Genomic DNA, 14,110 nt, shown 5'->3' on the forward strand with positions numbered 1-14,110 from the left:
TTTAACTCGTCATTTGGATGCGCACGCGGCGACGACTTGGGTTATCAACGCTTTCTGGGTCGACAAAGGTGGTCCAGCCAAGCTGACACGAACTACCATCCCCCAGACGCATGGGTTTGACAGCGCTGGGCAACAGTTCAAGTTCAAGGTCATAGGCCAGCGGCTCACGCAGCACAAAACTCACCAGTGTTTTCAGTGAATTATGCTCCTCACCATCGGGCAAAAAGTCTCTAAAACGAGAGAGGCTCAAGCCCCGCAAGCAAAGCGCGAATTTGCCCTTGACGTCGACAACACGCTCCCCGGCCACCACGTCCTCGCCCAAGGTCATACCGGCAAGGCCCGCGCGGCTTCGTTGGTCGGGGGGTATGTCGACCCAACGCAACACCCACTCATCAACCTCTACCTGATCCAGGTCAAAACAATGACCGACAATGCCGCATACCACGTCGGGAGAGCGCGAGCGGCCCGCCAGCAGACCTGCGTAGGCCAGCATCTTGCTCCAGTTGATCGGCGTCTCGCCGCGCAGATCACCGTCGGCTAGTCCCACCAACGCAAAAATCGCCGCTGAAAACCCGTCCTTGGCATCATCCTGGTAACGCACGTAGTGGCGGTATTTACGCCAATTACGGTGCATCAGGGTCAGCAGGCGATGATTAAAAAAATCCAGAAAATCGCCTGCCGCCCCTTCCTGATGCGCTGACTCATGGGCCAGCGCTTCAAGGTAATAGCTCGGGAGCGGTGACTGGGCGCCCTGCAGCCCCATAAAGCTGACCTTCATCTCGTACTGGCCACTTTCGTTCATCGCCAGGGTCAGCACATCGCTACCGGGGAAGCCCAGTGAAGCCGATGCCTTGAAGCGGACGCGCTGCAGTGAGGGCACGCTACCGCCAGGCCCCTGCTCTAAATCATCGCCATGATGACGGTGCAGGAGCTCAACCAACTGGAAAAACTCGTAACGTCTTGCCTCCTTAATGAGAGGCGTTAGCGCTACATCAGGGGCTGCTGCCCCGCCTGTAAACTCCATGTGTAGCGCTCTTGGTTATGTCGATTAACAACATGCAACTCATGAAAAGAGTTGATGCTGGCGTAAAGAGAGAAAAACCGCGCCAACACACTGCCAAACAGGTACAAACTGCCTTCATCACCAAAGGCGTCCTGGTCCAACGTCATCACTGAGCGAAGGCCACGTATGGGCATGCCTTTGCGCAGTCGATCAACCGACTGTGTTTCGATATCCACGATGCCTGCCCATCTTTTTTGCGCGATGCGTTCTGCTTGACGATCGACAAGCGCGCGAAAGTCATAAGCTCGCAGCACTGAACACAGGGCATCACGCTCCAGTAACGAGAGGTAGTTGAGGGACAGGTTGGAGATCAGCATCCAGAGCAGCCCATCATCCAGTGCGGGTCGCAGCACGGGCGTCGGCCGGGTGATATTGCGAAAGTCGGCATAGGCAGGGCTGTTCTCAGTTGGCACGCAAACATCACCCACCGTCAGTTGCTCTGGCAATTCACGATTGCTGCAAGTCAGCTGCAATGAGATTGTTTCACGGCTTTCAAGGTGTGCCTGCTCGTCGCCCCGCATAAAGGCAATATCGTGGTCAAAGCCATCACTACGCAGGCTGTCACGCACTCGTAAACGGTAATAGAGGGCTTCACGCCCCCGGTCGCGCTCAATTTGATGCTGAAAACTTTCAAAGGGAACGTAACGCCGAGGCTCGCCCTGCCGGTCTGTCTCTGCTCGCCCTACCCAACCGTGAACATTGTCGACGCTGAACACTTCATAATGTGACGGTGAGCGTGTACTGGGCCGCAGGCGATACTCGCTATGCTCACCGCTCAGGTCGATCGGCTCGGCATCGTGGCTGAACAAGTTAATCGCGGGCGTGCAATAAAGCGCCAGGTGCTCATCCTGAACCCGCACATCCGTCGGCAGAGTGCGAGAAAACTCAAAGCGCAACGTGACCCTTTCCGCGGGTTTTGACGGTAAGTACTGGTTCAGCCTTGTGACATCGAAAAAATGAAACGCCTCGGGAAAGCAGAGGTACTCTTGTAAAATTCGGTAGCCCTGATGCACATTACGGGGGTAAGGCAATAGCGCCTGATCGCGCTCAAAACCTACCGCTTGAAGTGCATTGGTGGGCAGGGATTGCTGCCAGCCGTCAACGTCCAGCTCGACGCGGGTCAGGTAGTGATTAAGCCATAGGTACAACGTTCTTGCCGTATAGGCATCGCCGCCCAGATGCAGCCGCAACGACTCAATCCCCATGGCGTCCATCGGCTGGTCGCTATGCACATCCATCGCCAGCTCGACCACCGAGGTTTCACGGGTATGGCGCGCGCTCACACCACTATGAGCTAGCGGGTATAGCGTTACATCGTGACAAGTGCGGAATAAACAGGCGGTCTTTTCCACGGGCGTACTGGCAAGTGATGTGCCTCTTGCAACGGGCTGCTGATGGCTTAACGCATGCCACGCTGGGGTAAATTGCACGACCGTCATGCTGGGTACGGGCCGCAGGTAGTTCGGCCACAGCATGCTGATAAGCGAATGGGTGAGCTCAGGAAACTCGTCTTCCACTTTCTCACGCATACGACCGGTTAAAAAGGCAAACCCTTCCAGCAGGCGCTCGACATCCGGGTCGGTACTGCGCTCAGACAGGAAGCGACTCAGGCCTGGATTTGCTTGTGCAAACTCCCGTCCCTGACGCTTCAGAAAGTTGAGTTCATCTCGATAATAGCGATTGAGCATGCGTGCCCCTCAGCCCATCAGTTGAGACACTGATAACGCTTGTTGTTAAGCAACAGATCGATGGTGGTTTGGGCACTCGCCTTCCCAAGCGCAACGGTGGCATGGACTTGAAAACGCAGTTGCAATGGATCGCCTGCACTGGGCAACGCCTCAACATCCACGCGCTTTACCCGCGGTTCAAAGTGCTCAATGCATTGCCGGATCGCCTGCTGGACGCTGAGCTCCAGATCGAGTACGCCGATCGTGGCATCGTTAAAATCCAGCAGCCCCAATTCCGGTGCGCAGGTGCAGTTTCCAGGATGACTGTTCAGCAACTCCACCAGATGGCGCTTGATCGACTCAACGACATCTTCAAGCCGATCATTTTCTTCTTGCCTCACCGGTTGATGAGGTGCAGCAAGGCGCTCGAACAAGCGAGTGCCTAATACCCCGTTGCTGTTAGCTGCCATCGACCTGCCGTCCCTATTATTCCTTGTCGAGACGCCCGACGAGTGATAGCTCGAAGTTAGCTCCCATGTATTTAAAATGCGGCCGAACCGCCATTGAGACCTGATACCAGCCCGGATCGCCCTCTACATCTGACACCTGAATAGAGGCCGCACGGAGCGGGCGCCGACTACGCACATCAGCCGGCGGGTTCTCTTGGTCAGCGACGTACTGGCGAATCCAGGTGTTGAGCTCACGCTCAAGGTCCTGACGCTCTTTCCAGGAGCCGATCTGCTCGCGCTGAAGCACCTTCACGTAGTGTGCCAGGCGGTTGATAATGAACATGTAAGGCAGCTGAGTGCCTAACTTGAAGTTGGTTTCTGCCTCTTTGCCTTCGGCGGTATTAGGGAACACCTTGGGCTTTTGCACAGAATTCGCCGAGAAGAAAGCTGCATTGTCGCTACCTTTTCGCATGGTCAGCGAAATAAAACCCTCTTCAGCCATTTCAAATTCACGCCGATCCGTGATCAGCACTTCCGTGGGGATTTTGGCCTGCAGTTGACCAAATGCTTCATAGGTGTGAACCGGGAGGTTTTCGACGGCTCCTCCACTTTGCGGGCCAATGATATTGGGGCACCAACGGTATTTAGCGAAGCTGTCAGTCAAGCGCTCGGCAAGTAGGTAGGCGGTATTACCCCACAGGTAATGATCATGGTCTTCACTTACCGTTTCCCGGTAATTAAATGTTTTAACAGGGTTTTCAACGGGATCGTAAGGCGTACGCAACAGGAAGCGTGGCGCCGTCAACCCTAGATACCGCGCATCTTCAGACTCACGCAAGCTGCGCCAGCGCGCATATTTGGGGCCTTCAAAGATGGCTTTGAAATCTTTAATGTTCGGCAGTTCTTCAAAGCTTTCAATACCGAAGAATGACGGTGCCACCGATGACATAAAGGGGGCGTGCGCCATGGCACCCACCGCGGCAGTGTGCTGCAGCAACTTCATGTCAGGGGTGGACGGCGAAAAATCGTAATGCCCGATAATCCCCGCTACCGGCTCGCCACCAAACTGGCCATAACCGGCGTTGTACACATGGTGGTAGAGGCCGCTCTGACTGATTTCGGGCGCGAACTCGAAGTCTTCCAGCAGCTCTTGCTTGGTGGCGTGCAACACATCAAGCTTAATGTTTTCACGAAAGTCAGTCCGGTCAACAAGCAGTTTCAGGCCGCGCCACGCCGATTCCAACTGCTGGAATCCAGGCTCATGCAAAATTTCATCAACTTGATGGCTGATCTTGCGATCCAGCTCAACGATCATGTTATCGACCAGCGACTTATTGACACTGGGTGTTGTTTCACTGCCTTTAAGCAACTCTGATATAAACGCTGCAACACCCTGCTTGGCGACGTCATACCCCTCATCGGCTGGCGCCATGCGGGTTTGGGCCATCACCTGATCGAGAAGCGAAACATCCTCTGACTCTGTCTCTGCCGTCGTTGTCTGCTGCTTTGCTGCTTTACTCATCATTCCGCCCCGAATTCGCTGAAACGCACGCTTGAAAAATCCACCTGACTAATGCGCTACTCACCCTTGCCCTGGGTATCGAGCAGCGCCAGCTCATCCAGCAGTTGCTGTCGGGCCTCATCGCTTTCCAACAACTTTTGCAAACGATCACGGAAGGCGGGGACATTGCCCAGCGGCCCTTTCAAGGCCACCAGAGCTTCACGCAACTCGACCAGCTGGCGCAATTCAGGCACCTGCTTGGCGATCGAATCAGGGGAGAAATCGCTGAGCGATTTGAAGGACAGGTCCACCGCCATGTCGCCCGGCTCTTCGCTCTCTTCGGCCAGACGGTTAGGCACCGACGCCTGCAAGGTGAGTCCCGCTTCGCGCATGACTGACTGAAAGTTGTTTTTATCAACAGAAACGGCTTGACGCTCTTCTATCGGCGCTTCTTCCTCGTTGCCTTTAAAATCGCCCACAACCAGCAGCTTAAGCGGCAACTCAGTCTCCGCCTGCTGGTCACCTGTCGCCGGTACATACTTGATATTGATGCGCTCTTTTGGCGCGACGGTGCCTTGTTTAGCCATGGTGGTTCGCTCTGCCCCGAAGCCCAGCAAAAGGCTTCCTACAACTGTGAATGGTTATCAATCCCGGGAATGTAGCGAACTTAGCAACTACCCGCCAACCCGGGGACTAGGTAACGACAAGCCACCTTTGCTTAGCAGGATTACAAACATTGATTGTTTTTACCGAACTTCGACGCTTTTAGCCTCTAATTTGACTTTAAAACACCAAGCCGAAATTTCCATGTAAGAAATATCTTACAAACGAATCGGCAATCTCTTATAAAAATGAACCGCTTTTTCTTACAAACCAACTTATCTTTTATCGCGTAAAGCTCAATCTGATCGCTAATTAGAAACAAATAACACAACAAAAAAGCACCAAGGAAAGACCGAGCAAGATACCGCCAGAGGAAGCAAAGACTTGCTTAAAACCAGGCAAAAAATTGCCTAATTTAAAATAGCCTTACATATATATTAAAATAAATATATGAAATACAACAAAAATATAGTTTAGGCACGATAGTTGCTGTCTTATAGCACCCACACTGGGTTTTTCTTTTATTTATTCCGTCTAGGAGCAGTTTTATGCCAACTCCATGTTATATCAGCATCGAAGGACAGTCTCAGGGCAACATTACGGCAGGCGCATTCACACCGGACTCGGTCGGCAACATTTATGTCGAGGGTCACGAAGATGAAATGCTGGTGCAGGAATTCAAGCATGTGGTAACGGTTCCCACCGATCCACAATCTGGCCAGCCTTCCGGTCAGCGCGCCCACAAACCCTTTGTGTTTACCGTGGCGCTGAACAAGGCCGTTCCGTTGATGTATAACGCGCTGGCATCAGGCGAAATGCTGCCCAACGTCGAGCTCAAGTGGTACCGCACGTCGGTTGAAGGCAAGCAAGAGCATTTCTTTACTACGGCACTAACCGACGCCACCATTGTGGATATCAATCTGCGCATGCCGCACGCCCAAGACGTTACCAAGTCTGAGTTTACTCAGTTGATGGACGTATCCCTGTCTTACCGCAAGATTGATTGGGAGCATACCGTCGCAGGCACATCAGGCTCTGACGACTGGCGCGCACCCATCGAGAGTTAATCTCTTCACCATGCGTCGCCTTCAGGCGACGCATGGGTTCATATCGATAGCTCAACCGCCTCAGTGAGCCTCATCCCAGTTGTTACCGCTTTCGGCTTCCACAATGAGGGGCACACTCAGTTTGACGGCGCCCTGCATGCGCGTCTGCACCTCTTCAATGAAGGCCTTCACCTGGTCCTCGGCGACTTCAAACACCAGCTCGTCGTGCACCTGCATGACCATTAGCGCGTCAAACTCGCCCTCTGCAAGCCAGGCATCCACATCGATCATCGCCTGCTTGATGATATCTGCCGCGGTGCCCTGCATGGGCGCGTTGATCGCGGTACGCTCGGCCCCCTGCCGACGGTTACGGTTTTGCGAGTGGATTTCCGGTAAGTAGAGACGGCGCCCTCTTACGGTTTCCACATAGCCGTCCTCTGCCGCCTGACTGCGAATACGATCCATGTAGCGCGCCACCCCTGGGTAGCGATCAAAGTAGCGGTCGATATAGGTTTGCGCCTGGTTACGCTCGATGTGCAGCTGGCGCGACAGGCCCCAGGCACTCATGCCGTAGATCAAGCCAAAGTTGATGGCCTTGGCACTACGCCGCTGATCGCCGGAGACGTTCTCAAGCGACGTACCAAACACCTCCGCCGCGGTGGCCGTGTGGATATCGCGCCCTTCGGCAAAGGCTTCAAGCAGGCCCTTGTCTTCCGACAGGTGCGCCATGATGCGCAGCTCGATCTGTGAGTAGTCGGCCGCCACAATACGGTAACCGGGACGAGCCACAAACGCCTGGCGAATCTTGCGGCCTTCTTCGGTGCGGATGGGGATGTTCTGCAGGTTGGGGTCGGACGATGACAGCCGACCTGTAGCCGTGACCGCCTGATGGTAGCTGGTGTGTACGCGTCCGGTGGCTTTGTTCAAAAGACGCGGTAGCTTGTCGGTGTAAGTGGACTTCAGCTTGGCAAGCCCACGGTGCTGCATAATCACCTTGGGCAGCGGGTAATCCAGCGCCAGCTCTTCCAGCACCGCTTCTGCGGTCGAAGGAGCACCTTTGGGGGTCTTTTTGAGGACCGGAATTTTCTGTTCTTCAAACAGAATCTGCCCCAACTGCTTGGGTGAACCCAGATTGAATTCGCGCCCAGCCAGTTCATACGCCTGGCTTTCCAGCTCACGGATGCGGGTTTCCAACTGCTGGCTGTGCTCATGAAGGCGTTCTGCATCCAACGCCACGCCATTGCGCTCGATGCGCGATAGCACGCTCACCAGCGGTAGCTCCAGATGATCCAGTACCTCAGCGAGGCGGCCTTTGCGCTCGACCTGAGGGCGCAGGGTTTCCTGCAACCGCAGGGTAATATCCACGTCTTCACAGGCGTACGGGGCCGCCTGCTCCAGAGCGACCTGATTGAAGGTCAACTGTTTGGCGCCTTTACCAGCGATGTCTTCAAACGAAATGGTGCTTTCACCCAGATACTTCAGCGCCAGGGAGTCCATGTCGTGTCGCGTGGCGGTAGAATTCAGCACGTAGGAGGCCAGCATGGTGTCAGCCAGCGGTCCCGCCACGGCAATATCATAGTTGGCCAGCACGGAAATATCGTACTTGAGGTTCTGGCCAATTTTGGTTTTATGGATGTCTTCCAACAGCGGTTTCAGCGCGGTCAATACCGCTTTGCGGTCAAGCTGCGCCGGGGCATCCAGGTAATCATGGGCCACAGGAATATAGGCGGCTTCACCAGCCTCAAGCGCCAGGCCAATGCCGACAATTTCGGCGTCCATGTAGTTGAGGCTGGTGGTTTCCAGGTCGAAGCAGAAGCGCTCAGCGTTATGCAAGCGTTCCAGCCACGTATCCAGCTCACTTTGCTCTACGATCACATGATCGCGTCGTTCGCAGGGGGCGGCAACGCTATCATCGGCGGCGCTTGCGGGCGCGGGCTCGCCGCTCTTGACGTCATCAACGCCTTCGTCCTGGCCTTCAAGAAGCTCACCCAGCCACTGCTTGAACTCCATCTCTTTGTAGAGCTCTACCAGCGCTTCACGATCTGGGTGTGCGATGTCCAGGTCGTCCAGCCCCACGGGCAACTCACAATCGATCTTGATGGTAGCAAGTTGATAAGAAAGAAACGCCTGCTCACGGTGTTCTTCCAGTTTTTTGGGCAACGTTTTGGCACCCCGGAATGACAAGGTTTTAACCCGGTCCAGATCTCCATAAATGGTATCCAACCCCCCGCCCATGCCCTGAAGCAAGCCAATGGCAGTTTTTTCCCCGACCCCTGGCACGCCGGGAATGTTATCGACCTTGTCGCCCATCAAGGCGAGAAAATCGATGACCAATGCTGGCGGCAGACCGAATTTCTGCTCAACGCCTGCCTCATCCAGCGTCTCATCCTTCATGGTATTGACCAGCGTGATATGGGCATTGACCAGTTGAGCCATGTCCTTATCGCCAGTAGAGATCACCGCGTCGCGCCCTGCCTGAGTGGCATGGTGGGCCAGGGTGCCAATCACGTCGTCAGCTTCAACACCTTCAATACACAGCAGCGGCAGGCCGAGAGCTTTCACGCACTCGTGCAGTGGCTTGACCTGACTGCGCAGGTCGTCGGGCATCGGCGGCCGATGGGCCTTGTAGTCGCTGTACAGGTCATCGCGAAAGGTCTTACCCGGCGCGTCAAAAACGACGGCCATGGGGCTTTCGGGATAATCCTTGATCAGCCGTTTGAGCATGTTCAGCACCCCCTTCACGGCGCCCGTAGGCTGGCCATTGGAGGTGGTTAGCGGCGGCAGCGCATGAAACGCGCGGTACAGGTAAGAGGAGCCATCGACAAGCACGATCGGAGCACGGGCCATAACCAAATTCCATTGTTGGCAAACAGTAAGACATCGACTTTCCATGATACGCGTTCGGCGCCAACACTGCAGACCCAAGATGATGGCATGTGTTATTCAACATGACACAACGCTGCCAACTGATGCATCAAGCCGCTACAATAATGGGCTTAGCAACCTGGGCGAGATTCTCATGGCTGTATTCACTCCGCTTAGCGACGCACAGGTCGCTACGTTTTTAGAAAAATTTGATGTTGGCAGCTTCGTTTCCCTTCAGGGCGTCGCGGCGGGCACAGAAAATTCGACGTTCTTTGTGACCACCGACCATCGCGAACTGGTATTGACCCTGTTCGAACAGGGCGAGCATGCCGAGCTGCCGTTTTTTGTCGAGTTATTGGACTACCTGGATGAGCACCGTCTGCCCGTCCCCGGCACCGTTCACGACCGCGATGGCGTTGCGCTTCACAGCTTGGCCGGCAAGCCCGCGCTAATGTTTCCGCGCTTGCGGGGTCGTCACCCAGAGGCACCCAATCTGGCCCAATGCCTTGCGCTGGGCGATACCCTTGGGCGAATGCACGTGGTGTCAAAGCACTTCCCCGGGCATCGCCCCAATCCGCGGGACCTGCATTGGCTACATGCCATGCATCACAGGGTGCTGACTTACCTGAGTCCTGATGACCAGACGCTGATGAAAGACGAGGTCGATGACTTCGAAAGTGCCTTCGCCCAACACGATGAGTTGCCCCAGGGCGCGCTTCATGGCGACCTTTTCCGCGACAACACGCTGTTTGAAGGCGACGAGCTTGGCGGCATTATCGACTTTTACAATGGCTGCACCGGTGACTTGCTGTTTGACCTCGCCATTGTCATTAACGACTGGGCTTCCAATGGGGACGGTACGCTGAACAGCGAACGCTATGCGGCCATCCTTAGTGCGTATCAGGCCCGCCGTCCATTAACGGCGGATGAGCAAGCACTGTGGCCGACCATGCTGCGCATGACAGCGCTGCGCTACTGGCTCTCGCGCCTGCTGGTGGTTTACGTGGACCCACCCGCCCACGACTTGACCCCCCATGACCCCGACCGTTTCCGAACCATCCTGAAAGCGCGCATCACCCATGGTGCATTACCACTACCCGAGGCATCTTCATGAGCGAAGCGTCCACCACCCGTTCAGCCCAGCGTGCTCGTCGCACCTGGAACATTGACCAGTGGGGGAGTGGCTACTTCGATGTGGATGACCAGGGCCAGGCACTGGTGAGGCCATTAGGCAACGCGGCCGAGGGGCCGGCACTGCCGCTGAGTAGCCTCGTGCGCCAACTTCAGAAAACCGGGTTACGCCTACCGGTACTGGTGCGTTTCAGCGACATCCTTCACGATCGCGTTGAGCAACTTTGCGGCGCTTTTGACGTCGCCATGCAAGAGCTCGACTATGCGGGCGGCTATACGGCGGTTTACCCTATCAAGGTCAACCAGCAACGACGCGTGGTGGAGGAAATCCTGGCCACCGCCGAACGCGGCCGCGGTCGTGTCGGCCTGGAAGCCGGCAGCAAGCCCGAATTGCTGGCAGTGCTTGCCCTCTCGGAGGGCGGCTCTTCGCTGATCGTGTGTAACGGCTATAAAGATCGTGAGTACATCCGCCTGGCATTGCTGGGCGAGAAACTCGGCCACCGGGTTTACCTGGTAGTCGAAAAACTCTCAGAGCTCGACGTCATTCTTGAAGAGGCTCGTGAGCTGGACGTGACGCCGCGTATCGGCTTGCGCGCTCGGCTTGCTTCCGTCGGCAAAGGCAAGTGGCAAAATACCGGCGGCGAAAAATCCAAGTTTGGCCTTACCGCCAGCCAGATTCTGTCCGTCGTGGAGACTCTGCGTACTCAGAAAGCCCTCGATAGCCTGCAGCTTGTGCACTTCCATCTGGGTTCTCAGATTGCCAATATCCGCGATATTCAGCGTGGTCTGCGTGAGTGTGCCCGCTTCTATCAAAACCTGATTACCCTGGGCGCCCCGATTGATACCGTCGATGTGGGCGGTGGCCTGGGTATCGATTATGAAGGCACCCGGTCGCGCAGCGACTGCTCGGCCAACTATTCAATGCGCGAGTATGCCCGCAACGTGGTCAGTGCCTTTGCCCAGCTCTGCCAGGATGCCAAGCTGCCCCAGCCGCACCTGATCAGCGAGTCCGGCCGGGCACTAACCGCCCATCATGCCGTGCTGATTACCAATGTGATTGGCGATGAGCGTATCGACGACACGCCGCCCGAGCGTTCCCAACAGGATGATCTGCAAGTAGCCGCGTTATGGCGCGTCTTTGAGCAGTTGGCAGAACCCCAGGAACCTCGCGTGCTGGTCGAGGCGTGGCATGATTTGTTCCAGGCGGTCAGCGAATTACAGGACCGCTTCGTGCTGGGGCTCAGCGATATCAATGCCCGCGCCGAAGGCGAGCGCCTGTATATGGCCGCGTGCGCAAGACTGCGCAGCCAACTGGATACGCGCAACCGGGCGCATCGCGACATCATGGATGAGCTCGCGGAGAAGCTGGCCGACAAGCTCTTCGTCAACTTCTCGCTGTTCCAGTCAGTGCCCGATGTCTGGGGCATAGAGCAGATTTTCCCGGTACTGCCGTTAAGCGGGCTGGATCAACCTCCGACGCGTCGAGCGATTATCCAGGACATCACCTGCGACTCCGATGGCCGCATCGATAGCTATGTAGACGGCCAGGGCGTTGAAAGCACCTTGCCGATTCCTGAGTGGGCAACCGAGGATGAGCGCTGGCTGGGCTTTTTCCTGGTGGGGGCTTATCAGGAAATTCTCGGTGACTTGCACAACCTTTTCGGCGATACCGACTCAGTGGATGCGGCTCTGGGCCCCGACGGTGAGTGGCAGCTGTCCAATGCTCAGGCCGGGGATACGGTGGCGGAGGTGCTCGCCTACGTGAACTTCGATGCCCGGGTATTGAAGCAAAAGCTCACTGAACAGTTGGCTACCAGTGGTTTTTCCGCCAGCGAGCAGGCACGTTTTGCCGCCAGCTTGAGCGACGGATTGGAAGGCTACACCTACCTGGAATAGCGTTGGCTTACCCGCCTTTGTCAAAACTAAGGCCACCGACGCTGTCGGTGGCCTTTTACTGTCAGCGGCTCACTCAACCACGCTGGTGGTAATATCCAAACCACCGGTCAGCGTCATGTGCAGCGTGGCGCCACGTGGCAGCTCACCCACTCCCGAGGGCGTCCCGGTTAAAATGACGTCTCCTGCTTCCAGGGTGAAATGACGGCTCATCTCTGCGACCAGGGTAGGGATGGTGAAAATCATGTCCGCCCCCTCACCGTGCTGGCGTTCTTCACCGTCAATCTCCAGCTTGAAGGACAGCGCGTTCCAATTTGGTTCGCGGCTCAATGGTAGAAACGGCGACAGCGGGCAGGCACCGTCAAATGCCTTGGCAACCTCCCAGGGATGTCCTTTGTCTTTCAGTTCGGTTTGAACATCGCGCAGCGTTAAATCAAGCGCCAGCCCCAGCCCGACAATCGCTGCACTGGCTTCATCCGGCGTCGCATCACTGATGGTTTTGCCGACTAACAGGGCCAGTTCAGTCTCGTAGTGAACATCGCCACGTTGAAAGGGAGGTGACAACGGCTGCTGAATATCCACGACGCTGGTCGCCGGTTTGATAAACAGCAGTGGCTGGGTGGGAACCGGATTATCCAGCTCTTTAGCGTGGTCAGCATAGTTGCGCCCAACACACACAACCTTGCCCAGCTCGTAGGGAAACGCTTGACCATCGGTAAATTGGGGAACAAAACGCATGATGGGGTGACTCCTTATGATGCACACACAGTAGCAAGCGCACCAGTCTACCCCAGCCATGCGATTGTTCCACACCTGAGTGGTTACCGGGTTAATTTACCGGGATGGCGCTGTTAACGACTGGACGTCGTCATCAGGTTCGTGGGCAAGAAAGCCAGGACGCGATGCTGGTGCTGCATAAGGCTCGCGGCAACGGTTATCCGGACGGTTAAACACAAAAAAAACGTTGCTGCGCGGATCTGGCGACAGGTTGGCATTGGAAGCATGCAGCGTGTTGCAGTCAAACAGCAACAAGCCACCTGCCTGACCCTTGGGCGCCTCAATCCCATGCTCGGCGACCAGTTCCGTCAGTGCTTCTTTGCTTGGCACGCCAACTTCCTGCGCTTTAAGTGAGCTTTTGTAGTTGTCTCCTGGCGTTTCCCCCAGACACGGCACGAATTTCTTGTGCGACCCTGGGATCAACATCAAAGGGCCATTAAATTCGTGGTTTTCTGTCAGAATCAGTGAGGCGCTCACGGCATGCATATTGGGCATCCCGTCTTCAGCGTGCCAGGTTTCAAAGTCGGAGTGCCAGTTGAAACCTTTGCCGGCAAACCCAGGCTTATAATTGATGCGCGACTGATGCACATAGGGCTCGGCGCCGATCAGTTGCCGCGCAGCCCCCGCCAGGCGCTCATCCCGGGCGAGCTCACCCATGCGCTGCGAGAGAAGATGCACGGCAAACAGCGAACGGATCTCCTGACTTTCCGGCTCGGTAACGCTATACGGTTTATCCCGATAGGCATCATGATTCATTAGTGCCCGCAACTCCCGACGCAGCTCATCAAGCTCTGAACCGACGATCAGATCAGGGATAAACAGAAACCCTTTGCGTTCGAACTCGTCGAGTTGCGCCTGGCTGAGAGGGCCAGACAAGTGCCGACCTTTCACCACTGACTCCTGGCGCGGTTGCCAGAGTGACGCTGGGGCGTTAGCCAGCCGCGATGGATAGGGATCCTTGACCATCGAAAACTGAGCAGACGGCATGTCTGTCATTTCGCTATATTGCTTGTGTGTGTTAACAACATTGAGAGGTGTGTTGCTGACTGTCATCTAATCCACTCCTTGTATGATTAAATTTCAGATCAATTTCAGGTAACTCATCTTGCAGTGCA

The 14,110-nt window shown here is 55.8% G+C and carries 11 protein-coding genes; 3 read left to right on the forward strand and 8 right to left on the reverse strand.

Annotation, left to right across the window (positions count from 1 at the left end; all coding sequences use genetic code 11):
* Position 1: 1 nt before the first annotated feature.
* The 5 genes from tssG to tssB are packed head-to-tail and all read right to left on the reverse strand — an operon-like array spanning position 2 to position 5,267.
* Entirely contained in the window at positions 2 to 1,024 is a 1,023-nt protein-coding gene (gene tssG / locus B7L15_RS11120; RefSeq protein ID WP_085919046.1) for a type VI secretion system baseplate subunit TssG, read from the reverse strand.
* Positions 988 to 2,751: a type VI secretion system baseplate subunit TssF gene (gene tssF, locus B7L15_RS11125; protein WP_085919047.1), complete on the reverse strand. Its 1,764-nt coding sequence runs from the start codon at positions 2,749 to 2,751 to the stop codon at positions 988 to 990. The genes tssG and tssF overlap by 37 nt, the downstream gene beginning before the upstream one ends.
* A gap of 17 nt (positions 2,752 to 2,768) precedes the next feature.
* Entirely contained in the window at positions 2,769 to 3,200 is a 432-nt protein-coding gene (tssE, locus tag B7L15_RS11130; RefSeq protein ID WP_085919048.1) for a type VI secretion system baseplate subunit TssE, read from the reverse strand.
* A gap of 16 nt (positions 3,201 to 3,216) precedes the next feature.
* On the reverse strand, positions 3,217 to 4,701 hold the full coding sequence (gene tssC, locus B7L15_RS11135; protein WP_085919049.1) for a type VI secretion system contractile sheath large subunit: 1,485 nt from the start codon (positions 4,699 to 4,701) through the stop codon (positions 3,217 to 3,219).
* 56 nt (positions 4,702 to 4,757) lie between these two features.
* Positions 4,758 to 5,267, reverse strand: coding sequence for a type VI secretion system contractile sheath small subunit (gene tssB, locus B7L15_RS11140; RefSeq protein WP_085919123.1), 510 nt, complete (start codon positions 5,265 to 5,267; stop codon positions 4,758 to 4,760).
* Between the two features lie 564 nt (positions 5,268 to 5,831).
* Here tssB and B7L15_RS11145 point away from each other — a divergent pair.
* The gene (locus B7L15_RS11145; protein WP_085919050.1) at positions 5,832 to 6,350 is read left to right on the forward strand and encodes an Hcp family type VI secretion system effector; all 519 of its coding nucleotides are present in this window, start codon (positions 5,832 to 5,834) and stop codon (positions 6,348 to 6,350) included.
* Positions 6,351 to 6,410: 60 nt separating this feature from the next.
* Here B7L15_RS11145 and polA read toward each other — a convergent pair whose 3' ends face one another.
* Positions 6,411 to 9,176, reverse strand: coding sequence for a DNA polymerase I (gene polA / locus B7L15_RS11150; protein ID WP_085919051.1), 2,766 nt, complete (start codon positions 9,174 to 9,176; stop codon positions 6,411 to 6,413).
* Between the two features lie 172 nt (positions 9,177 to 9,348).
* On the opposite strand from polA, the gene B7L15_RS11155 reads away from it, so the two are divergent.
* Complete coding sequence (locus B7L15_RS11155) at positions 9,349 to 10,308, forward strand: homoserine kinase (RefSeq protein WP_085919124.1); 960 nt, start codon at positions 9,349 to 9,351, stop codon at positions 10,306 to 10,308.
* The gene (gene speA, locus B7L15_RS11160) at positions 10,305 to 12,221 is read left to right on the forward strand and encodes a biosynthetic arginine decarboxylase (RefSeq protein WP_085919052.1); all 1,917 of its coding nucleotides are present in this window, start codon (positions 10,305 to 10,307) and stop codon (positions 12,219 to 12,221) included. The genes B7L15_RS11155 and speA overlap by 4 nt, the downstream gene beginning before the upstream one ends.
* Before the next feature lie 69 nt (positions 12,222 to 12,290).
* Here speA and B7L15_RS11165 read toward each other — a convergent pair whose 3' ends face one another.
* Complete coding sequence (locus tag B7L15_RS11165; RefSeq protein WP_085919053.1) at positions 12,291 to 12,956, reverse strand: fumarylacetoacetate hydrolase family protein; 666 nt, start codon at positions 12,954 to 12,956, stop codon at positions 12,291 to 12,293.
* Between the two features lie 96 nt (positions 12,957 to 13,052).
* Positions 13,053 to 14,048 (reverse strand): ectoine hydroxylase, encoded by a 996-nt coding sequence (gene thpD / locus B7L15_RS11170; protein WP_085919054.1) that lies wholly within the window; start codon positions 14,046 to 14,048, stop codon positions 13,053 to 13,055.
* Positions 14,049 to 14,110: the final 62 nt, after the last annotated feature.

The organism is Halomonas sp. CSM-2 (genome assembly GCF_002119345.1).
Lineage (GTDB): Bacteria > Pseudomonadota > Gammaproteobacteria > Pseudomonadales > Halomonadaceae > Vreelandella > Vreelandella janggokensis.